Annotated in this window: 19 protein-coding genes; 13 read left to right on the forward strand and 6 right to left on the reverse strand. The window is 44.2% G+C overall.

Features of this window, described 5'->3' with window-relative positions:
- The first annotated feature begins 51 nt into the window (after positions 1-51).
- The 3 genes from A9237_RS01700 (at position 52) to A9237_RS01710 (ending at position 3,544) form a co-directional block, all read left to right on the forward strand.
- Positions 52-999, forward strand: coding sequence for a helix-turn-helix domain-containing protein (locus tag A9237_RS01700; protein WP_078607395.1), 948 nt, complete (start codon positions 52-54; stop codon positions 997-999).
- A gap of 567 nt (positions 1,000-1,566) precedes the next feature.
- Positions 1,567-2,580: a helix-turn-helix domain-containing protein gene (locus A9237_RS01705; RefSeq protein ID WP_027726588.1), complete on the forward strand. Its 1,014-nt coding sequence runs from the start codon at positions 1,567-1,569 to the stop codon at positions 2,578-2,580.
- Positions 2,581-3,157: 577 nt separating this feature from the next.
- Positions 3,158-3,544, forward strand: coding sequence for a hypothetical protein (locus A9237_RS01710; RefSeq protein WP_039985123.1), 387 nt, complete (start codon positions 3,158-3,160; stop codon positions 3,542-3,544).
- 176 nt (positions 3,545-3,720) lie between these two features.
- On the opposite strand, the gene A9237_RS01715 is transcribed toward A9237_RS01710, so the two are convergent.
- The 4 genes from A9237_RS01715 to A9237_RS01730 all read right to left on the reverse strand — a co-directional run bounded on the left by A9237_RS01715 (position 3,721) and on the right by A9237_RS01730 (position 9,477).
- Positions 3,721-5,655, reverse strand: a complete 1,935-nt coding sequence (locus A9237_RS01715; protein ID WP_078607398.1) for a GGDEF domain-containing protein — start codon at positions 5,653-5,655, stop codon at positions 3,721-3,723.
- Positions 5,652-6,755, reverse strand: coding sequence for a sugar ABC transporter substrate-binding protein (locus tag A9237_RS01720; RefSeq protein WP_041055397.1), 1,104 nt, complete (start codon positions 6,753-6,755; stop codon positions 5,652-5,654). Before A9237_RS01720 ends, A9237_RS01715 begins: the two co-directional genes overlap by 4 nt.
- A gap of 233 nt (positions 6,756-6,988) precedes the next feature.
- Positions 6,989-8,083 carry a 3-phosphoserine/phosphohydroxythreonine transaminase gene (serC, locus tag A9237_RS01725; protein ID WP_078608695.1) on the reverse strand — a complete coding sequence of 365 codons (1,095 nt, stop codon included), beginning with the start codon at positions 8,081-8,083 and terminating at the stop codon, positions 6,989-6,991.
- A 131-nt stretch (positions 8,084-8,214) separates the two neighbouring features.
- Complete coding sequence (locus A9237_RS01730) at positions 8,215-9,477, reverse strand: DUF945 family protein (protein WP_020194890.1); 1,263 nt, start codon at positions 9,475-9,477, stop codon at positions 8,215-8,217.
- Positions 9,478-9,662: 185 nt separating this feature from the next.
- On the opposite strand from A9237_RS01730, the gene A9237_RS01735 reads away from it, so the two are divergent.
- The 3 genes from A9237_RS01735 (at position 9,663) to A9237_RS01745 (ending at position 12,852) form a co-directional block, all read left to right on the forward strand.
- Entirely contained in the window at positions 9,663-11,603 is a 1,941-nt protein-coding gene (locus tag A9237_RS01735; protein ID WP_078607400.1) for an ATP-binding protein, read from the forward strand.
- A complete protein-coding gene (locus A9237_RS01740; protein ID WP_038894816.1) occupies positions 11,600-12,097 on the forward strand; it encodes a response regulator in 498 nt (165 codons plus the stop codon). The genes A9237_RS01735 and A9237_RS01740 overlap by 4 nt, the downstream gene beginning before the upstream one ends.
- Positions 12,098-12,303: 206 nt before the next feature.
- Positions 12,304-12,852, forward strand: a complete 549-nt coding sequence (locus A9237_RS01745; protein ID WP_005442235.1) for a hypothetical protein — start codon at positions 12,304-12,306, stop codon at positions 12,850-12,852.
- A 211-nt stretch (positions 12,853-13,063) separates the two neighbouring features.
- On the opposite strand, the gene A9237_RS01750 is transcribed toward A9237_RS01745, so the two are convergent.
- The gene (locus A9237_RS01750; protein WP_009705834.1) at positions 13,064-13,651 is read right to left on the reverse strand and encodes a TfoX/Sxy family DNA transformation protein; all 588 of its coding nucleotides are present in this window, start codon (positions 13,649-13,651) and stop codon (positions 13,064-13,066) included.
- A 370-nt stretch (positions 13,652-14,021) separates the two neighbouring features.
- Between A9237_RS01750 and A9237_RS01755 the strand changes: the two genes are divergently transcribed.
- From A9237_RS01755 to A9237_RS01775, 5 genes are all read left to right on the forward strand, one after another.
- Positions 14,022-14,942, forward strand: coding sequence for an HDOD domain-containing protein (locus tag A9237_RS01755; protein ID WP_009705833.1), 921 nt, complete (start codon positions 14,022-14,024; stop codon positions 14,940-14,942).
- A gap of 103 nt (positions 14,943-15,045) precedes the next feature.
- Positions 15,046-15,951 carry a LysO family transporter gene (locus A9237_RS01760; protein ID WP_078607402.1) on the forward strand — a complete coding sequence of 302 codons (906 nt, stop codon included), beginning with the start codon at positions 15,046-15,048 and terminating at the stop codon, positions 15,949-15,951.
- Between the two features lie 208 nt (positions 15,952-16,159).
- Positions 16,160-16,672 carry a hypothetical protein gene (locus tag A9237_RS01765; protein WP_078607405.1) on the forward strand — a complete coding sequence of 171 codons (513 nt, stop codon included), beginning with the start codon at positions 16,160-16,162 and terminating at the stop codon, positions 16,670-16,672.
- Positions 16,673-16,793: 121 nt separating this feature from the next.
- Positions 16,794-18,440, forward strand: a complete 1,647-nt coding sequence (panP, locus tag A9237_RS01770) for a pyridoxal-dependent aspartate 1-decarboxylase PanP (protein WP_009705831.1) — start codon at positions 16,794-16,796, stop codon at positions 18,438-18,440.
- 312 nt (positions 18,441-18,752) lie between these two features.
- Entirely contained in the window at positions 18,753-19,607 is an 855-nt protein-coding gene (locus tag A9237_RS01775) for a MurR/RpiR family transcriptional regulator (protein WP_005442248.1), read from the forward strand.
- A gap of 78 nt (positions 19,608-19,685) precedes the next feature.
- Here A9237_RS01775 and A9237_RS01780 read toward each other — a convergent pair whose 3' ends face one another.
- On the reverse strand, positions 19,686-20,930 hold the full coding sequence (locus A9237_RS01780) for an iron-containing alcohol dehydrogenase (protein WP_005442249.1): 1,245 nt from the start codon (positions 20,928-20,930) through the stop codon (positions 19,686-19,688).
- Between the two features lie 359 nt (positions 20,931-21,289).
- Between A9237_RS01780 and A9237_RS01785 the strand changes: the two genes are divergently transcribed.
- Both A9237_RS01785 and A9237_RS01790 read left to right on the forward strand, forming a co-directional pair.
- On the forward strand, positions 21,290-21,556 hold the full coding sequence (locus tag A9237_RS01785; RefSeq protein WP_005428550.1) for a GrxA family glutaredoxin: 267 nt from the start codon (positions 21,290-21,292) through the stop codon (positions 21,554-21,556).
- Between the two features lie 181 nt (positions 21,557-21,737).
- Positions 21,738-23,420: an aspartate:alanine antiporter gene (locus A9237_RS01790; protein WP_005442250.1), complete on the forward strand. Its 1,683-nt coding sequence runs from the start codon at positions 21,738-21,740 to the stop codon at positions 23,418-23,420.
- Positions 23,421-23,504: the final 84 nt, after the last annotated feature.

Below are 23,504 nucleotides of genomic sequence, written 5' to 3' on the forward strand. Positions count from 1 at the left end.
AGAAGCCAATTAGTTTTGGCTTCCTTTCCATAATAAAAACAAGGTAAGTGTATGTTTGGAGACTATTTAAAACAGTTGAGAAATCAGCTCAACTTGACGCAAAGGGAACTTGCCACAAAGCTCAACCTCGCAAACCCAGAGTTTGCCTCTATCGACTCTGTAACGATCAGTCGATGGGAAAGAAACACGACATCACCAAACGCGGTTAAAGCGATCCGAGTACTTCGCGAACTCGCATTGGACTTAAAGCCATTTTTGCTGTCCATTCCATCTCCAGAAAATGGCACCATGCTCGATGACATCTTATACGACCGCTTTCACTCGCAACGAGCAATGCTCCTAACATCGGGATACGAAGAACTAAAGCCAAGTAAAGAAGTCGAGATCATTGAAGAGACGCTTTTCACTGAGCATGTTGATGCCGATCTGGCTCGCTTAAAAAACTTCTTTCTCAATTCAGACGCGCATTACCCTGGGATGTTCGATCTCGATTATGTGGCGATGCACAATGAAGATAAGTTAATCGCCAAAGTCTATAAAGACAGCGAGACGAACAAAGTGCGCGGGCATTCGATTTCCTTCCTTTTCCGGATTGAAGATTTGGACGCGCACTTTCATAACCCAAGCCAAACCTTGCCGTTTAGCCAAGCTCGCCCTTACTCAGAAAACCGCGGCATGGCACTATGTTGCTTGAGCCGATATGCCGCCAGCGAACAAGTCTTTATGATCCTTCATCCTACGTTGGTGGATTACTTGGCAGGACGTTCCAATATCACTGAGTTGTACTATTACGCATTCGATAATCAGTTTACCGATTATTTAGTGAGCTTGGGGGCTGAGAAAGTCGCTTATGATACGCCAGACAAAGCGGGGTCGGTAACCATAGGCAAAACGTCTTATCGCAAATGCTTACTAAAAGTGGATACAGCCGTACTTCTTGCACAGCCTTCAATGATATATCTACTCCATCAACACCAAGCAAATACTGCAAAACGCTAAATAAGGCTTTCCTGAAATATATTAAGCGCCGTAAATTCACTTACGGCGCCTATTAGTGCATTGGCACTAATCGATAAATAATAAATTCAGTGAAGAAAGGGCCTTATATTTACATCTAATATACTCATATGAAATATGTTCTTTCCCGTGAACCTTTCTCATTTTTAAGATAACAGTAAAAAATGATTTACCGAACGTATAATTGTATAAATTTCATCAACCTACGTGACCAAGTACTAAAAAAGACTGTAATTACAAGGCTATTTTCATCTATTTTAGGACAGTATTGGCCATCACTAGGCATCTTCAATCGACTTAATAAGCACAATGCCTTCTCAATTTAATAACAAACACAATATGATTTGCATGATATTTATGATCAAACACAACATAAATATTAATGCATTTTCAACCTCCTATAAGCCAAGTCAATTTTAAAGGGTCGTAAGTAAATGGAATAACATTTCCAACAATTGACATATTTGGCAGAGGAATGTCATGCACATAACTTAAACGAAAAATAAGAATTAGCTATGGACATGTTTTAAACCTATGGGGGAAAGTAAAGTGTTCGGGAGTTATCTAAAAGCAATAAGAACCACATTAGGGTTAACTCAGGAGCAAGCATCGATAAGGTTAAATCTATTAGGTGGTGATTTAGCTAATATAGACTGTGTCACTTTCAGTCGATGGGAACGGGGCATTACTCAACCAAGCTTAAGCCGTCGAGTAAGAGTCCTACGAGCGTTTGAAAACAACTTGCTGCCTTATCTGTGCAGTTTGGGATTAGACTCATCTTTAAAGGATGAAGTTGAGCAATTTGAACTGTCGTTGAAGCAACGCTACCAGGACGCGATGTCGATCATCTCGGGGATTGATTACAATACTCCATGTCCGGTAGAGCACAATAATATTGAAGAGGAAGAGCTCAGCCAAAGTAATGAACAAGAGTTCATTCACAGTTTGAACAACTTCCACAATCAATTGAAGTCGCTCAACATTAAGCACAACTTGGCTACTATCGATTTGGTGGAATACCAAAAGGATGGCCGCGCAATTGCTTACAAGTACCTTTCTCGGGGGGAGTTAGTAGGACATAACATTGGCATGTTTTTTACCGAGCCAACGTTAGAGAATGAAATTGATCGAGTGAAGAAGAACCGCTTACCGATCGATGTCATTGACCTAAGACTCACCAAACCGCTGAAAGATAAAGGGGTATATTCTTACTACGCCATCAGTCAACACTCGAAGAATGAACGTGTTTTCCGAAGGCAGTTACACACTGAATTTACCTTTTTGGCTCAAAATGCGCATATTCATCACTATTACGCGAGTGTCACACTCAAGAGTTCGGTCGATGTTATGCTCAAAATGGGCTTTAGTGTCGCCGCTTACGAAGGTGAAAACCCAGTTGGTGCGATTAAAGTCGGGTCTAAGCGTTACACCAGAGCGATCATGTATATTGAAACCAGTGAACTGTTCACGCAGCCCGAGTTTCTCTACTTGCTCACTTGTTGCGGCGTTTGCACTCACCGCCAGTGTGACACCTGTACGGAACACCCTGACTGCATTTGTTAATTAGCGACAAAGAACGAAAGTTTCGGCATTCAGCTGCCCCGCTCTGTGCTTGAACGATACTGTTCATCAAAAGGTCAATAACAGCAGACTCTCCCTCCTAACCTGTTGTGATTGGCCTTTTTATTATCCACATCACCCGCATTTAGTTTTCGACCTTACATCACGCATACGGCCATCAACGAGTTCAACGGTAACGTACCCAGAGCGCATTATTAAGAAACTTGAGCTAAGAAACTAGAGCCTGAAACTTGAACCAAAAACTGAACGCTCTGACTTATTGGTTTCCATTCTAAATCCTATTTGCTGCATTACGTAGGCAGATAACAGTTTAGCTTTTTATAATATGCTTAGGATTGATTAAGTTAGAGCATTTAATCCGTGCATATCCGCGTTGAGAACTCATTAGGTATCACTTCTCAATCGACAGCGTATCGTACAAAAAACAAACGCAACTCCTTGAATATCCCCATACTTAGCAATAGGGGTATGTATCAATTTGTAAATGCTATCTTATCAAGATTCATAGTCGTTAAGATGAACCGTTAAGGTGCTATACGTTTATTCACAGGTGAAACGCATGAAAAAGATTCGCTACCCATTTGATTTGCACGGAACGCTCTCAATCCGATACAGGGACAAAGTAAATCCAATTTTTCTTGATACTGACGAGGAAAATCAGTCCATTATCGACATTGATGATTTTGCAGTAAGAGCGTTTAGCTACGACGCAGAAGATCGTCTACTAAAAATATCGTTGCAAAAGGCGGTGAACCTTACCGAGATCTCGGATTGCGGTTCAGTATTTACAGGTGTGGAATTAGAGCAGAACAACATCAAATTGGATCTTGTGTACTGCCTTTACAATGCTGGCATTATTAGCTCTAGCATTTCTTACCCACTTGATGACGCTTCACCGATTGAATCTATTGCAGTCGCAAAGCCGTTAACCCTGCATTTAAAGTAGAGGTACATGATGTAAAGAGCTCCCAAAGCAATAACTCGGGCTCAGGCGCAAAAATCGCAGCATCACCATACTCAAATAAAAAGCCCTTGCAGCAGAAACAGCAAGGGCTTTTTGTATTCAGGCGAGTAACGCTAGATTAATAGGCTCGGCTCTCTATGCCCTACTCCAATAGCGGTTTATTTTTGATAGAAGGCGCGTTTTTTCTCGTACATGGCCTCATCTGCGATGGAGAACAGATTTTCCAGCGCTACTGACTCACTCGATGCGCCGCCAACAGAGAATTGAACTGGGTGACGGTTTTGCCCTGATAGCTCTATCCATTTGTCTTGCTGAGATGCTTCTAAAGCCGAAATCAGTTCATCTAATGCTGCGGCATTCATATCTTGTGCGATCACCGCAAACTCATCGCCACCAATTCGATACAGGGCGTGCTTACCTTGAAGTACCGTCTTAATCAGTTGGGTGGATTTGGCAATCAACATATCACCACGATCGTGCCCGTAGGTATCATTCAACGTCTTCAATCCGTTAATATCGATGATAAGAATCGACATCCTACGCCAACGCCCCTGAGCAACAGACTGGCGCGCATACTCATAGTCTTCATCAAACGCTTTTCGGTTAAAGCTTTTGGATAATTTATCTCGACGAGCAAACTCTTCCAATTCAAGCCAAGAGTAGAGCTGCTTCTTGAAGAGCTCTAGAAGGATGCCTTCCTCTTCGTTCATCGAATAAGTGCCGTAGTCGAAGTAACCCAACTCAGAACCCGTTGATGAGCGCATCGTTTTAACTCGTTCACAGTCCGGTTTCTCAAAGCTAAAGCGCATGTCTGAATCAGGGAATAGCTTGATCAAACCTGAATTGATCACTTCCGGAATCGCGTGATACCCCACTCCCGCGTGGCTGGTGGTGAAGTTAATCAAGGTCATCAATTTAGCTTGGTGCGCTTCTTCTCGGGTCAAGTTCGCACGTAACTCTGCCGTTTGTTCATCAACGCGATGCTCTAGCTCTTGGTTAAAATTCGCTAACTGTGCGTTGGTTTCTTGAACTTGCAGGTTTGCCTTTCGCAGCGCCTGGTTTCTTATCTCCAATTCATCCATGTGATTGGTCAATTGAAGCCACAACGAGTCGAGCAATCTCATCAATTGCCTAAACTCTTTAAATTGGAACTGCTTGGGTTGAAGATCCGGACGCTTGTTGTTTTTAAAGCTACGTACCACCCGCTCCATCTTCCTGATGGGTTGAGTCAACCAACGGCTTGCCACAATCGCAAAGCAAAGAGTCACGATTAGCGTCGCGATGATAATATTGAGTAGCTGTTGCTTCGAGCGCATAAGGTCTTGGTTACGCACAGCGTCAGAAACAGTGTGCACCATAGTGACTTCAAGCGGCTCAACAAAGTTACTGTTGTTCACCTCTATCTCACTCACATGGCGAGAGTTATCCGTCTTTAGCTTGTTGATGTCACCATAGTGGAAGTTCACGCTCTCTTGCGCATAGAGAAAAGGTTGAGAGATACGAATCAAATCTTGGTACGAAACCAGCACCACCAAATAACCTTGCGGCTCGTACTCTGATCCAGGCAACAGCGTATACGGCAAAAGCGGACTAACGAAGGCAATACCACTTTGCCCCCCCTCCAAGACTAACCCTTCATCAAAGTAAGTGGTGTGGAACATTTTACCCTGCTTATAAACATCGCTAGCGGCGCGTATTTTGTTAAGCAGTTTGCTGGTTTCTAAGTGGTAAACGGAGCCATTACTTTCGTACATTGGCTGCCAGTTTTTGTCGATGATATAGGTGGTACTGACGTTAACGGCCAATTCTTCAAACGTTTCGATCATCTGCCAGATGATGCTTGAATACAGCACGTTATCCATTCCTTGAACCAACAAACGGTCTTTGGAATACCAACGTGTTAAGTTCGCGACGAACGTCAGATCTTCCGTCACTGTTTTCTTAATACCTTGATTGGTATTAACAAGCTTGATCTCTTTCTCCACCAGCAGATCTTCTTGGTGTTTTTCGATCATACTGGTTCCGACCCAATAAGCAGGAAGCAAAGAGCCTAGCACCACAATCAAAGTTAGGATGTTGCGTAAACTTATCATGATGACTTCCTACGTTTATGGATATGCTGAGAGTGCTTTTTGATGAAATCCACCACAAACTCAGCTGCGGATTCAGCAGGCATGCCTGCGCGGAAGCGTTTGTAGCCACGAATCAACGCTTCCCATGTGACCGCCATTTCGACAGTACTCGGCATAACATAAGCCGGGTTCAATTGGGTATAGAGATCGCTATAGTAAGTGCTGTCTGCGTCGTACCATTTGCGATTGATTGAGCGGTTGGTCGAAATCAGATTCTGGTTGATGATAACGTCTTCGATGAATTCAGGTTTCTGTACAATCGTCGCTAGGGTTCGCATGGCTTGGCGCTTGTCTGGGTTTGCCATTGCTTCAGCATTAAACGCCAGCACTTTGCCACCACTTAACGAATGCATGTGATGGTTGTTGTAAGTCGGCAAGCCGCTGATTTTCAGCTCTTTTGAAAAGTGTTGTTTGAGCTCCCCTAACGCCCAGTCACCATCAATTAAGTACGCCACTTCACCATCGATAAACTGCTGTCGTGCCTGATCTTGGCCGTATTCGCCTTTTAAAACGCCCACGACAGGAAGCTCACCATAGAACTTCAGCGCAGCAGCCAAAGCACCAACGTCAATGTCTGTAACCGGTTTAGAACGATGGTCAGAAAACATTGGGACAAACGACATCAAAAAATACATATTCGGATATTGCATCGCGAGCGTCGTTCTTCCCTGCTCAGCTTCTTCGAGCAACTCTTCCCACGTCGGTTCAAGATCTTTGGTTAGCTTTGTGTTCACGTACAACACAAGGTGATTGCCCAATCCAAGAGGCACGCCATAAATGGCTCCATCAACCGAGACCAACTCTAGCGCTTTTGGCTCAATACTCTTTTCATCAATCCAGCTCGAAGGGATTTTAGCCAAATCGAAATAATCGTGTAGCCCTAGAAAATCTGAAGGCACCCAAATCACATCAGGTACCGTAATCCCTGTCTGTTTCGCTAATAACAGCTCTGAGCGAATGTTGTTTACGTCAAACTCACGAATCGCTAGCTTGTTACCCGTCTCTGCCTCAAAACGCTCTTGGATCTCAGCAACGGTTGAGTACTCAATACCGCTCCACACTTGGATCTCTTGTGCATTTACAAAGGAAGATAAGCACAGCAGAAATGTCAGACAGAGGTTTCTCACTAGATTTCTCGAAAATTGATGATGTTACAAAGATAGCGAACAGCGGATGGTTGTTCAAAATCGCCATTTGGAAATGTGCGTGTGCTTCCATTAGAAAATCACGATTCTGCAGAAAGTAAAAAGCGCCGCTAATGCGACGCTTTTAAGGATTGTATCACAGGTCGCGATTAAGCGTATTCTTGCTCGAACTCTCGCATAAAGTCGACAAGGGCCTGTACACCTTCTAGTGGCATCGCGTTGTAGATAGAGGCACGCATACCGCCAACTGCGCGGTGACCTTTTAGCGCTTTCAGACCTTTCGCGTCTGCTAATTCTAAGAACGTTCCGTCTAGCTCAGGCTTAGCAAGTTGGAATGGTACGTTCATTAGAGAACGGTTCGCAGAATGCACACCATTGCGGTAGAAGTCTGATTGGTCAATGTAATCGTAAAGCAGCGCGGCTTTATCACGGTTTACCTGTTCAATCGCTTTTACGCCGCCTTGCGCTTTCAACCACTTGAATACGAGGCCAGATAGGTACCAAGCAAACGTCGGTGGCGTGTTGAACATTGACTCTTTCTCTGCCAACACTTTGTAATCCAAAATGCTTGGTAGTACTTCTTTCGCTAGACCAAGCAGATCATCACGAACGATCGCAATAGCGATACCTGAAGGACCAATATTCTTCTGCGCACCCGCGTAAATCACACCGTATTTCGAGACGTCGATTTCACGAGAAAGAATAGTTGAAGACATATCAGCAACGATTGGTTTGTCCGTCACTGGCATATCGTTGATTTCGATACCATCAATGGTTTCGTTCGGGCAGAAATGCACGTAAGCCGCGTCAGGAGAAATTTTCCATTCTGCCGCTGGCAATACAGCTGCTTTGCCGTCGATAACCGTCTTTGCATTGAAGACGTCTGGTTCACAGTACTTTTTCGCTTCTGCTACTGCGCTTTCTGCCCAGTAACCGCCATCAATATAAGTCGCAGTTTCCGCACCGCCTAAAAGGTTAAGTGGAACAGCGGCAAATTGAGCACGAGCACCACCTTGGCAAAACAGTACTTTGTAGTTGTCTGGGATGTTCAGAAGATCACGAAGGTCTTGCTCTGCTTCTTCTGCAACCTTGATGAACTCTTTGCTTCGGTGACTGATTTCCATCACTGAAGTACCAAGACCTTGCCAGTTGATTAGCTCCTTTTGTGCTTGCTGCATGACTGCTTTTGGCAGACCTGCTGGCCCTGCACTGAAGTTAAATACGTTGTCCGTATTTTGTTCCATGATGCTCATTGCTCCTGCTAAGTAAAGATTACGAAATTAATATCACGTTTTGGCAGGGATAAAAACAACAAAAGAGGTCTTACGACCTCTTTTTAAACTGAAAAAGCTAAAAACTTACTTTGTAAACTTCTCTATTGCATCAAGGCTGGCATAAGCAGTGCGATTAAAGGAAACTCTTGTCCGTTTTCGAACTTCAATTTCCCATCAGAAATTTGCGCTTTTAGTTCATAACCTTTGTCTTTTTTCTGGATAAGCTCCATCACCATCAGCTCATCCACACTTTCTTGAATGAATGGGTAAAGATCCACGAGTTCATCCGAGAAGTAGGTGTTTAGAGAACCATTTGTCGCCGTCATCAACTTCATTGGGTCTTGAGTGATGTGGTCAGTACCTTGAGGCACAGACAATTGCCATTCATTACGGAACTTACCTTCACCAAATGCCAAAGACAATTCATTCACAGATAGGTTGAAGCCTTTGCTAAACAACGTATCAATGTGTGGCAATAGTTTTTGAACTTCTTGCTCATCCAGCATTGGCGAGCTTTGGTAAATTGACATGATTTCATCAAAGGATTTGCTGTCTACATCGCCAATAGCAAAATCCAACTTAAAGTTATCAACGTCTGTGCCATCTGTTAAACGCATTTGCTTCGCATCCAGCACCAGTTTCGTGCTCAGCTTATCGCCCGCTTCGTTCAGAGAGGTATTGCCGCTGTAGCTTGCGTTCTCAATCAGGAACATAGGAGCAAGTTGCGCATCCACGATATCTAACTTTTGTAGTGAGAAAGACTGCTCACCAAGCCAGTAACCTTTTGCTTGCTTACCTTTGCCTTCACCTTTTAGCTCTGTTAGGTGAATCTCTTCGCCATTTTCAAAATCAATTTGTACCGAAGGAATCGACACTTGGTAGTTCAAATCACCCAGTACCGTTACATTACCTTTCACTTGAGCAGGGCTTGAAGAAAGGTGCATACCTTGAGCATCATTCTGGTAATTCCAGCTAGCAAGATCCAACGTAAAATCGGTGTTGCCGTTCAACTGGGTTTTGCTGTGCATCGTCAGTGGCAAGAAGTCAGCATCCACCAATTTAGAGTCAGCACTTAGGCTTGTTAAACCATGAGTCACGTCACTGGTTACATCAAATGCTGTCGGAAGACCATCGCGCTCAAGCTGCGCTTTGATTTCTGGGTCGACAACGGTGTAACGCGTCAGAACGACTGAAGACAGGTAACCGCGGTCATATTCCACGATTTCACCTTTGACCATTTCATCGTTCATGTTGGCGATGCCATCTTCAATGATAGTTTGACCAATCTGACCAACCGCTAGCGGCCAACATAGCGCAAGAGAAATAGCGCCACCAATGGCACCGATTTTTTTTAGATTTTCCATAACGTCACTTATTGAGTATTTGTGCTCAGTCTAACCCAAACCCAAAGCGGATAAAACATTGAGATATATCAGACTATTGATGGTTATTTTAGTTCATTAATCGAGAATAATACCCAGCTCCCACCCATTCTTACATTTAATTGATATGTTGTTAGTGCCAAGTTTTAACCGGAGCTCAAACCGCTGTGAACCGTTACGCTGTATTGTGCCTCGACAACAATCCAATCAGTGCCGAACAGTTTCGATTGGAGTTGTCAGCCTTCTCAAGTAAGTTTGATATTCTCTCTGTGGAATCGATAGAAGAAGCACAGAGCGCTCTCGAATATCTCGAAGAAAGAGAGCAAAAAGTTGCACTCGTTATTGCCAGTCATCACGCACATTTTAACGGCGTCGATTTCCTCATTGGCTTGGATCGCAAGCCTCATACTGAACAAGCGCGCAAAATACTGATCAGCTGCTCTTCGGATATTGAAGCCATTTTAACCGCCGTTAACGAAGGTAGACTCGACCATTGCTTAACTAAGCCACTCCCTGACAAGGTTCTTTTCAATACAGCACAGAAAGAGCTCACCCAATTTATTCTTCGTTACGACAGAGAAGACTTACTCAGCTACAGTCAAATTCTCGACCAGCACAAGTTGCTTCGTGCGCACATCGAAAATCAGATGAGTAACTACCAAGCTGGTTTCCTAAACGACTATCACGCCCTTTCCGACGGAGAACTGGCAGAACAAGTCATCAGTGCTCTGCAACATTTCTTTGAACAAAATGACGATACCAAAGCTTGCCGTACCTACTCACCAGAACACTTGCTCACGGTAGAAGGCGAACCAAACAGTTTCTTGTGGTTTATTACCAGTGGTGAAGTAGCACTCTACAAACGCGATGAGCTTGGTATGCAGCGCGAAGTGGTTCGACATTCGAAAGGTAACATTGTTGGCGGCATGTCGTTTGTTACTGGAGAAAGTTCCTTCTCGACAGCCTTAACACTCACCAAAACTGAAGTGATCAAGCTAGATAGAAAAGTCTTTCGGAAGGTAATGCAGAGCGATTCAAATTTACTGCCTTTGTTTACCAACTTGTTGTTACGCCATTTCAACCGACGTTTGCAGCGCAGCATTAATACCAAGCTACAACTGCAAAAAACCTTAGAGTCATTAGAATCCGCCCACCAGCAATTAATCGAGCGTGAAAAGATGGCAATGCTTGGCCAGCTTGTCGCTGGGGTCGCTCATGAGCTGAACAACCCTATTGCGGCAATTTTGCGCGGTGTAGAAAACCTGACACTGACATTAGAGAATCTGCTTAAAGAGCTTCCTAGCCATGACATTCAAGAAAAAGGCGTTGCCTTACTGACCAAAGCCCAACGCGTCAAACCCGCTTCTACGTCCGAGCTACGGGAACGAGTGAAACAACTAAGCACAGACCTACCCGACAGAGCGCTCGCTAAGAAAGTCGTTAATCTCGGAATCGAATCTGACCAAACCTTGATAGCGCAGCTCAATCGTCAAAAAACCGAATCCTTGCACACCTTGGGAACCCTAGAGCAGTATCATCAAGTTGGAGCCTCTCTGCGCTCAATAAATGTATGCGCCGCTCGGATTGCTGACATGGTGAAAAGCTTGAAGGGCTACGCCCGCTCTGATGATGAGATTTTGCATTATGCGGATCTGCATGAAGGCATAGAAGATACGTTGGTGATCTTTGAAAACAAACTCAAAATGCACAAGGTCACGACCGATTATGCTGAGCTACCAAACACCCTTTGTCAGCCAATTGCGCTACAACAAGTGTGGACCAATCTTATCTCCAACGCGATTGATGCTTTCCCAGACAAAGGGGAATTGGTGATTCAGTCGAGATTGGTCGAGAAAGACAGTCAAACTTATGCCGTCATCTCATTCAAAGATAACGGATGCGGCATTCCAGAATCACAACAAAAAGCCATTTTTGAACTCAACTTTACAACTAAGAAAGAAGGTAATTTCGGTTTAGGAATCGGACTTTCTATCTGCCAACAAATCATGGCGGGCCATAAAGGCTGGATAGAAGTGGAATCTGAGCTCAACCATTTCACTTGCATGACCGTCTGGTTACCTATCACTCAAGAAGGAGATGAAGCATGACTAAATATCTGATTTTATGTGTGGATGATGAAAGAGAAGTCTTGGATAGTGTCCTTCAGGATTTGATCCCATTTGAAGATAACTTTGTGGTCGAAGGCGCGGAATCCGTAACGGAAGCCAAACAAGTGATTGAAGAAATGGCGGAAGATGGTATTCAGCTCGCCTTAATTCTGTGTGACCACATCATGCCAGAACAGACAGGCATCAGCTTCTTAATCGAGCTCAGTCAAAATGGTGACACTAAATCCGCTCGAAAAGTACTCCTTACCGGACAAGCAGGGCTTGAAGACACGGTAGAAGCAGTTAACCACGCAAGTCTTGATTACTACATTGCTAAACCTTGGAAAGGTGAAGAATTAAGAGAAGCAATTATCTCGCAACTGACTGCTTTTATGATAGAAAATGATGATAACCTTCTATCCTGGACTTCTATTTTAGACGCAGAAGCGATTCTTAACGCCATGGCAGATAGACGAGCAAGCTTCGGCGAATAATTCTTTGAACACAAAAACGCGCCACGTCACCTCAACATGGCGCGTTTTTTGCTATTAACTTGGCACAATTGACTCATTTGACAAAACATCGACACTTTTTTGTTGGTCGTCGCCCTTGGTTTTTATTATGATGTCGAACAAATCAGATTACGGTTCAAGTGGTTACTTGGATCCATGGAACTATAAGACAAGGTTTATCGTTAGTTATGCGTAAAACACTATTAGCCGCTGCCCTTTTGCTGGCATCTAGCCAAGCTCTAGCTGCGAACGACTACAACGCTCCAGCAACAATGAGCAACTTTAGCTACGACTACATGGAAGCTCGCATTGGTGCAAGTCCAGTAACATTCGGTGCTGGTTTCAGCAAATCAATCCACCCAAATGCACACGTGATTGCTCGCATCGATTCTGAATTCGATGGCGATTTCGATTCAGCAGCGGGTTTTGGTTTCCACTCTCCACTAAACAACTGGGCTGACCTAACGGGTGCAATGCTAATGCGTGTTGTACAACCATCAAACTCAAGCAGCACAGACGTTGGTATGGAACTGAACCTTGGTGTACGCCAATGGCTTGGCCCACAACTAGAAGTGGGTGGTAAAGCAGGCTACGTATCTATCGATAACGATGACGATTGGATTGGTTCTGTTTACGCTCGTTTCCACTCTACAGAGCTATTCTCTCTAGGTGCAGAAGCGCGCATTAACGACTTCTACGGTGACCAAGTGATGTTCACTACTCGCTTCAAGTTCTAATCAATCCCTTGATTGAACAGCCCTAGAAGCACAAATAAAAAAACCGAGGCATCTGCCTCGGTTTTTCTTTTCTGATAACTGATTTGTAGCAATGACTAACTCGAATGAAGTGGCTAAAAGCATCAACTTCCTTTTGTCGCTTTCAACACTCACCTTTTATGACTCGCTAACTTCATCCTAAACGAGTCAATCATCGTGAAACTAAAGCGCCTTACTCGCACATCGCTAGCAATTGCTTTTTGCGTGGCTCTTGGATCAATTTCCAGTGGATACCATCGATCGCACCAGCAAACTTCCATAGAAGTTTCACGTCAACGTCACTGCCGTAAGCAACTCTGACTTTGTTGAACACTTCTACCGGTCCAAGTTCTAAAAATGTGTCGACATCATCAATACCGGCTTTCTTTACCATACGTTCTAACGTTAACTGCATATTTGGCAGATCACGCAAACGTCTACTGGCGGAAGACTTTTGGTATTTGCGTTCCTTAATAGAACATTCAATTGATTTTTGTAACAGTTCGTCAAGTCCATCAAAGCTTGAATCAAACAGATCTGTTACGTCGTAATAGTTTACGGTTGCCGTCGTTTGTTTTTTGACGTGCTTATACTTTTCGCAGTTTAGTTGAGTAAACTCATCATCCAACCCATTTCCGCCGCGTAAATAACAACAGTCGTTACTTACCAACGCGAACATTGCGTCATTGCTGAATAAACCAATACCACCAAACATTGAACGTTTTTGGTACTCACTAAAATTGCTTACATAGTTAAAAAAAGCTTGGTCTGTCATGTCCATTGACCTCTTTAATTGGAATAAATTACCCCGATTAGCGATGTCACCAGATTGAACAGCAGCTTATAGCGATTAAAAATTGTCGTTATGTTGGCGATATTTTTGTGAATTGCGCTCACCAACTGTCTTAATCATACTTAACGTTGAAAAATAAGTTAGGATCTATGTCACAGATGCCAAACTACAAATTCAACATACGTGATTAGTTTCACAGTTACTTATCTTCATCCGATGTTTTTTTGACGCAGTAAGTGCCAAAAAATAAGCATCATGGTGATTAATACGGCAATTGCGAGAGCGAATTAGGTATTTAATTGATAACTAACATACTGTGAGGGTACACTGTACGAAAGCTCTCAAGCACAGCGTCATAATGGAACATTTATCATTTTTTTGGCTACCTAATAATAAAGATAAGCTCATAAAGGCACTCGAATCTGAGTTCGCTCAGCTGGTAGAACAATCGATTTCTACTGGTAAAATTTCCCTTCCTCCCATCCCAGATGTCGTCCTCAAGATCCAACAACTTTGCACTGAAGAACACACGACCATTGCAGATGTAGCAAATGCCTTACTGGAAGATCCAGGTTTGGCTGCAGTTGTTGTTCGCGTGGCAAACTCTGTCATCTTTAATCGTCGCAACATTACATGCAATGATCTAACGACGGCGGTTTCACGCCTTGGGATTCTGCGAGTGAGGGATATCGTCACCGCACAAGCTATTGAACAGTTGAAGCACTCTGTAAATCTGACCAAAGAGTGTAATAGCATCTTGGTGAAAAGTGCGGCGGTTTCACGTGAGCTTGGCGCAACCATGGTGTTAGTGGTTCAAGAGTTTCGTAAGCATGAGCCGGCGACCTATGGGCATCTGGAGCAAGAAAAGGCACTACTGGTTGGCTTGTTGGCCGACATTGGCTTATTCTGCCTAATCAATGAGTACCACCTCTATCTCGATCGCGGCAATTACCTTGATGCCGATATCGCGCTACAAATATTCCAAACCCGCTGTTCTGCTACGAGTAAATTAGTGCTAGAAAAATGGGGCTTTGATAATGATTTCCGCGAAGTCTCCTCGAATGAGAAGTTCGAATCTGCTCGCCCTGAAGTAAGCTATTTAGATATTGCTCGTATCGCAAACCATCTATTAATGTTCCGCAATCAAGATGAACGCATTGAAGATCACGAAGTAGAATTTAATTTAACAGGTGCAGAAGTCTTGTACGATCTCAGTAATATGAGTGATACTGACTTCCAAAGTGAAATTAAAGAAGTACTCAGCGCAAGCGGTCTTTAATCTTAACAGCTTCAAACCAAGCCACGATAAGCGTCAGATAGTATTCTGATACGTTGATTCGTGGCTCTGTTGTTCTTTATCCAGAAAGGAATCATTGGGCTTTATGTTCTCAGGGATGCTATTTATCTTCGCCCCACTCGTGGTGGGTTATTTAATTCCAGTTTCTCGCGCGTCAGTATTGGAGAAGATCAATAAATCGACGTCATACCTTATTTACGTCATTCTTTCCCTGATGGGCTTGAGTTTGGCTGCGCTGGATAATTTAGGTAGCAATCTACAAACAATCCTTCTATACGCGGGCACCTTCTTTGTATGCTTGGGAGCCTGCAACCTACTCGCTTTACCTTTGGTCGATAAACTGCTTCCTTTGCAAACCGATCAGAATCAAAAGAAGCTCCCTCTTTCATCAATGGCCTTAGAGTCAATCAAGCTTGTCGTCGTTGTTGGTGGCGGCCTAATCGCTGGCTTGATTCTTCCTATTGGCTTGTCTTGGGTAGATACAGCGAGCGAGTGGATTTTATTCCTTTTGCTTTTCTTTATCGGTATTCAGCTGCGCAATAGTGGTTTGACGCTTAGACAAATCCTACTCAACAAGCAAGGCATGGCGATTGCGACAGTGATCATTGCAACGTGTATGCTTGGCGGTGTGATTGCTGCAATGATTTTGGATCTTCCTCTTTATCAAGCTTTGGCAATGTCTTCCGGTTTTGGTTGGTACTCACTGGCTGGCATTTTGATGGGTGACGCCTTTGGCCCTATCTTTGGCGGCGCTTCTTTCTTAATTGAGCTGATGCGAGAATTGGTCGCTTTGATTGCCATTCCGCTGCTTATTCGCGGTTATCCATCAACAGCAATTGGCTACGCTGGCGCGACAGCGATGGACTTTACCCTGCCCGTCATTCAAACCACGGGCGGTGTTCGATGTGTGCCTGTTGCCATTGTTAGTGGCTTTATCTTGAGCTTATTAGTGCCAGTTATGATGCTTTTCTTTGTGTCTCTTGCTAGCTAGATCTCAGGAATATTCATTAACATCCATTACAATACGGCAAAAATTCAAATACCCAAGTAACCTCAAAATGCTCAATTCGAAGAGAATTTTCTGGTTCACCGCTTTGTTATCGAGCCCTTTAATTTTTAACTCTTGGATCGGTAATCAGTGACAGGCAAGGCATATGTCTATTGGGGTTACAAAGGGAATACAACCAAAAGGAATAATAATGAAACGCTTTGTCGTTGCGGCGCTCCTCGCTACAAGCTCAACTTTTACTTTTGCTGCTGATCAGCAATGTCTTGCAACTAAATACGATGGCTACATTGATGCTTCCCTACAGTGGTATCAAGACCTCGTAGACCTAACTGTGACTCAATACCCTGACTTAAACGAAGTTAGCCAATGGTTCTTAGAAGGCCGTAAACACCACTTCGAACTCAACCGTGAAGCAGTACATTACTTTCTAGAAAACGATCCAAGCCGAGTAGCAACAGAGCAACCGGTTGAGGCATGGTTGAAGCTAGAACAACATGATGTGAAGCAACTGGCGACACGCAGTGATGCCTTAGGGGAAGCGGCGAAGAAAACCTTCAGCGATCGTCAATCTGCAAACCATCCAAAGAACTACGACCTACGCTCTGCATTTGCTGACTTATTGAGCCACCCAAAACAGATCGATCCTGCGCTTAACAAGTATAATCAATCAATTGCTAAGATTGAGAAGCAGAAATGTGAATAAATCCCACCCTAGAATTTCATTTCAGCAATATGGGTTTCAATAATTAAAACGGGACTTTGCGCCCGTTTTGGTTTAGATTGTGCCGCTCGCATTACCAAAATAACTACAAAGATTCTTTGCTATGGTTAAGGAACAAAAAACCGCTGACGTTAGCTTCGAGAGCTTGTTAAAGATCTTCACTATCCCTGAAGGTCCAGATTCAACGTTGACTAAAATTGATGAAAGTCTTTCGCAGAACTTGAATCAATTTCTTCGTGAACACATCGTGGCAGAAGAAAAGCCTTTACGTGAAATTGAGAAAGACTTTTCTTCTGCTCAGATTCCTGAGCAACCTGAGTTCGTGTCAGACCATACCGAGCACCTGCTAGATACCTTGGTATCTCACTCGGTTCACACCTCTGCACCAAGCTTTATTGGTCACATGACTTCTGCTCTGCCGTATTTCTTAATGCCGCTGTCGAAGATCATGATTGCCTTGAACCAAAACTTGGTGAAAATCGAAACATCAAAAGCTTTCACACCGCTTGAGCGTCAAGTTCTTGGTATGTTGCATCGCCTTATCTATGGTCAGGACGATAAGTTCTACCGTAAATGGATGCACAGCGCGAAACACTCTCTCGGTGCATTTTGCTCCGGCGGCACCATCGCTAACATCACTGCGCTTTGGGTTGCTCGCAATAAAGCACTGAAGGCTGATGGCGCATTCAAAGGTGTAGAAAAAGAAGGTCTGTTCAAAGCCATGAAACATTATGGCTACGAAGGGTTAGCAATTTTGGTTTCTGAACGAGGTCACTACTCACTGAAGAAAGCTGCAGACGTTCTTGGCCTTGGTCAAGAGGGCCTAGTTGCCGTCAAAACAGACGCCAACAACCGCATCATTGTTGACGACCTAAAAGCAAAAATCGCCGAGCTCGAATCACAAAACATCAAGCCTATCGCTGTGGTTGGTGTTGCAGGTACAACAGAGACTGGCAGCGTTGACCCACTACCTCAAATTGCAGAAGTATGTGCTGAGCACAACTGCCACTTCCACGTGGATGCAGCTTGGGGCGGCGCGACTCTGATGTCGAACAATCATCGTCACCTACTTGGTGGCGTTGAACTTGCCGACTCTGTAACGATCGATGCTCACAAACAGCTTTACATTCCGATGGGCGCAGGCATGGTTCTGTTTAAAGATCCAGATGCGATGAAGTCTATCGAGCATCATGCACAGTACATCTTGCGTAAAGGTTCTAAAGACTTAGGCAGTCATACGCTTGAGGGTTCTCGCTCTGGTATGGCAATGTTGGTTTACGCAGCAATGCACATTATCAGTCGCCCAGGTTACGAGCTTCTGATCGACCAAAGTATTGAGAAAGCACGTTACTTCGCTGATCTGATTAACCAACAAGAAGACTTCGAATTGGTGTCTGAGCCTGAACTTTGTTTGTTAACTTACCGCTATCTGCCAACCAATATGCGCGCGGCATTAGACAAAGCACAAGGCGTTCAGAAAGAAAAACTTAATGAGCTAATCAACCAACTCACTCAGTTTATTCAGAAACGTCAGCGTGAAACTGGTAAGTCGTTTGTCTCTCGTACTCGACTGAATCCAGACCAATGGCAACGCATGAACACCATTGTATTCCGCGTCGTTCTTGCTAACCCATTAACCACCAATGATATCTTGAGCGCGGTTTTGAGTGAGCAAAGAGAAATTGCTCAGCAAGCACCGAGCTTGATGGCTAAGATTGAAGAAACTGTCGACGACATTCTCAATTCTTAGGCGCCAATGTGAGTTACATCAAAGTGAAAATTTCTTTCTTTTTGGTGTAACTCAGACATCATTATTGTGCCACTAGAGCAACAAACCAACGATCCCGCCTTCAATTCTGTAGTTTTTACAACATTTTGTTTGAGGCTTGTCAAATTCTCACGAAATAGTAACGGTATTTGTTTTAGCCAGATAAAGGATCGGGTTTATACTGAATTTATGGCGCTGGTGGTTTTCGTTAACGCCCCTCTAGACCGAGAAGCCCCTTGGGTTTCCATACGTTAACAGAGCCAGCGAGTTGTTCTCTATACCCTCGTGAACACTATGAATACATTAGAAAAAATTCAAAAAAATCTGGAGAATTTCAGTAAGTCAGAGCGCAAAGTTGCGGAAGTAATTATGGCGTCTCCACAAACTGCAATTCATTCAAGCATTGCAACGTTAGCTAAAATGGCTGACGTGAGTGAGCCTACTGTTAACCGTTTCTGTCGTCGTCTGGATACTAAAGGTTTCCCAGATTTTAAACTTCACCTTGCGCAAAGCCTTGCCAATGGTACGCCTTACGTAAACCGTAATGTCGAAGAAGACGATGGTCCGGATGCTTACACGCACAAGATTTTCGAATCGACAATGGCGTGTTTAGACGTAGCGAAAAACAGTCTTGATTCGATGCAAGTTAACCGTGCGGTTGATCTTCTGACTCAAGCTAAGCGCATCTCATTCTTCGGTCTAGGTGCTTCTTCTGCTGTTGCACGTGACGCTCAAAACAAGTTTATTCGCTTCAATATTCCAATTACTTGTTTCGAAGATATCGTGATGCAACGCATGAGCTGCATCAACTGTAGTGACAATGACGTTATCGTTTTGATTTCTCACACAGGTCGCACTAAGAGCCAAGTTGAGATTGCAAACCTTGCTCGTGAAAACGGCGCGACGGTTATTGCCATCACAGCAAAAGACTCACCGCTAGAGAAAGCGAGTTCACTGGCTATCACGCTAGATGTACCAGAAGACACAGACGTATACATGCCAATGGCAAGTCGTGTGGTGCAAATGACGGTCATCGATGTGCTAGCGACAGGCTTTACGCTGCGCCGCGGTACTGGTTTCCGTGAGAACTTGAAGCGAGTAAAAGACGCGCTGAAAGACAGCCGCTACGACAAGCTAAGTCAATACTAACGAATCGACTTAGTCAGTAATAAAAAATAGAAAGGGGAGCTAAATAGCTCCCCTTTTCGTATCTGGTTGATCGTATTTCTATTGATTCACATCCGAAAGATCGGAACGTGACTCCAACACCTCTACTGAGCTGACATGTTGGCTACCTTCACTCTCGCCCATGCAGGCATCACTGCAATCACAAACTTGGCGAAGAATGTACACCAAACGATCTTGCGTAAGCGGTAATGGATTACCTTTGATGGCAACTGACTTTAGCGCATCATCAGCGACTTGCTCGAACGACGTCTGACACACACCAAATTTGCCAAGCTGAGGTAGCTCAAGCTTATCCAGCACCATTCTCACCCAAAGTACGCCGTCATGTTCGTTGGCATTGGTTCTTTCCGTGACAAGTTGTGCCAATCGCTTGTAACGGCTTATCACATCACTCCGCCCTGCTCTTTTTGCGGCATTGATGTTTTCTTGCATAACATGAGGAGCCAAACGCGCGGTAATCACACTGTGTGGGGCATCGAGCTTGCCACCTAGTGCAGAGGCTAATCCGTGCGCCGCACCAAGTTTAGCGTTGGTGATGGCCATCCCGCCTAAAAGTGCCGCAAAAGAAAGGTCTGCTCTGGCCTTATGATTATCCTGTTTACAGCCCGCAATGACCGAACGACTTAATCGACGTAATCCCTCTTCACACACCATATCGGTGAGAGGGTTTGGATCACCACATACGTATGCTTCCATCAAATGCGTGAAGGCATCCATTGCTCCGCGACCAGAGGTATATTGGTCAGTGCCATAGGTTAACGTTGGATCGACTATCGCTACATCAGCAAGCATTTCCGGACTTCTTAAACTGACCTTCACTTGGTCTTGCCCGGATTTAAGTACGGCGTTTCTGGTTACCTCAGAGCCGGTGCTTGCCGTGGTAGGAATCGCAATAAAATGAATCGGTTTGGTTTTTAAAGGTACGTTTCGCCCAACCACTTCGACGTAATCATAGACATCACCTTGGTTAGGAATGATCGCGGCAAGTGCTTTGCCCATATCAATGACACTGCCCCCGCCAATCGCAATGACCATGTCTGGTTGAAACTTGCGCCCAAGCACTGCAGTTTCTTCCACCATGGTGATATTGGGTTCGCCATTGATGGCGACGTGTTGATAACGCATGTTCTGCGCTTTTAGATAATTAATGATAGGTGTGGCTCGTTGCGTGTCTTTACCAGTGACCAGTAAAACGCTATAGCCAAATTGATTGATTACAGACAGCGAAGATTGGAGCGCTCCCTCGCCGAAGATAATCCGTGTCGCAGTCATAAACTGAAACATACACTTCCTCCCCAAACAACAACTCACACTAGAGTGCTATGCTTTCAGCAAAAAAAAGTTGACCGAGTGCACCTTGCCGCCATTAACCCTTCAAAAAGTGTGTTTTTATGCGTCACTTCACATACTTAACCGCCGCGATTTTGCGGTTAAGAATCATCCCCAAAAGTGACTTTTCTTGGCATTAAGCTTAGTGCGTGTTTAGTTTTTATACGATAGATTTCACCTATCGAGCCAAGAGGTAAATGCTGCTTTATTTCCGTATCTGGATCGGGCATAGTTATCCCAACAAACGAAAGCATGTACCGACATGACGTCTAGTTGTGCTTTCAACAAGAATAGATTTTAGGAGAAATAAGATTATGTTCGTAGTTATCTTTGGTCGCCCAGCTTGCCCATTCTGTGTTCGCGCAAAAGAGCACGCAGAGACACTTAAAGCAAAACGTGATGACTTCAACTACCGTTACGTAGACATCCACGCTGAAGGTATTTCTAAAGCTGACCTAGAGAAAACAGTTGGTAAGCCAGTAGAAACTGTTCCTCAAATCTTCATCGACCAAACACACATCGGTGGTTGTGATGACTTTGAAGCTTACGCAAAAGAGCACCTAGGTCTATTCGACGAGTAATTCGAATAATTGAATTTTTAAAAAGCCGCTATTAGCGGCTTTTTTATTATGTATTCAAATTGTTACTCCCCTACGTCAAGTAATAGTAAAACCTAAAAAATTTCACTTATCTTTTTGCTATATTTAGTTACAATTCGAAATTCTTAATTTTTATTTGGCACACACCTTACCGAGCCACGCTGTGAACATAGACGTCGTACACCTTCTTGAACAAAACCCCATTCTTCTAATCTTCGTCGTATTAGCAATTGGTCTTGCCATTGGTAAAATTCGCTTTGGAAAGCTGCAGTTAGGTAATTCCATTGGCGTTCTCATTACGTCTCTCGTAATGGGCCATCTTGGCTTTTCTTTTAATGCAGAAGCACTGACCATCGGCTTTATGCTGTTTATCTATTGTGTGGGTATCGAAGCCGGCCCAAACTTCTTCGGCATATTTTTCCGAGACGGTAAGCATTACTTTATTTTAAGTATGACCGTACTCGTTTCTGCGGTAGGTCTTACCTATTTCTGCAGCCATTATATGGGACTCGATTTTGGTTTGTCTGCCGGTATGATGGCAGGTGCCCTTACCGCGACGCCTGTTCTGGTTGGTGCACAAGATGCGCTGAACTCTGGCCTTGCAACCATTCCACGTAACATGGATTTTTCTTTGGTATTAGAAAATCTATCGGTGGGTTATGCGATGGCTTATCTGGTGGGTTTGATCAGTATGATTATGTTCGCCAAACTGCTGCCAAAACTGCAAAAGCAGAACCTATCGGATTCAGCTCAGCAAATTGCACAAGAACGTGGTCTAGGCAACTCTAGTCAACGTAAGGTTTACTTGCCGATCATCCGTGCATACCGCGTTGGTCCTGAGCTTATTGATTGGACAGATGGTAAGAACCTTCGAGAATTGGGTATTTACCGCCAGACAGGTTGTTACATCGAACGTATTCGTCGTAACGGGATTTTGGCCCATCCAGACGGTGACGCAATCCTGCAAGAAGGTGACGAAATCGCACTAGTAGGCTTCCCAGACAGCCACGCACGTCTCGACCCAAGTTTCCGGAACGGTAAAGAAGTATTCGATCGCAACCTACTTGACCTTCGAATTGTCGAAGAAGAGATCGTGGTTAAAAGTGATGCGATTGCAGGTAAGCGCTTGTCTGATTTGAACCTATCTGAATTCGGCTGTTTCTTGAACCGCGTAGTGCGTGCTCAAATTGAGATGCCTATGGATTTAGACATCGTTTTGGCCAAAGGTGACGTGCTCCAAGTAAGTGGTGAGAAAAGCCGTGTTCATGGTCTTGCTGAAAAAATCGGTTTCATCTCGATCCACAGCCAAATGGCAGACTTACTTGCGTTCTGTAGCTTCTTTATTCTAGGCATTATGTTTGGTTTGGTGACCATGACGTTTGGTCAGGTGTCATTCAGCTTAGGCAACGCCGTTGGCCTATTGCTTTCAGGCATCACGTTGGGCTTCCTACGAGCGAACCACCCTACTTTCGGTTATGTACCGCAAGGGGCATTGAACATGGTCAAAGACTTAGGTTTGATGTTCTTTATGGTCGGCATCGGCTTAAGCGCTGGTGGCAAGATGTTCGAACACTTAACTCAAGTGGGCCCGCAGATCATCGGTTTGGCGTTTATCGTCAGCGTTGTGCCTGTCGTTCTTGCGTACCTAGTTGGCGCTTACGTGCTTAAGATGAACCGTGCCCTACTCTTTGGTGCCATCATCGGTGCTCGTACATGTGCACCAGCAATGGACGTAGTGAACGAATACGCGAAGTCGACGATTCCAGCACTTGGCTACGCAGGTACGTACGCGATTGCCAATATCTTGATGACCCTAGCTGGTACTATTCTGATTATTCTGAGTTAATCACTTTAAGCGGGCGTTGCAGAACAGCTTATGCAGCGCTCCTTATTTAACACAGAGATTCAAGACACAAAAAAGGCGCTCATT

Source organism: Vibrio owensii (genome assembly GCF_002021755.1).
Taxonomy (GTDB): Bacteria; Pseudomonadota; Gammaproteobacteria; order Enterobacterales; family Vibrionaceae; genus Vibrio; species Vibrio owensii.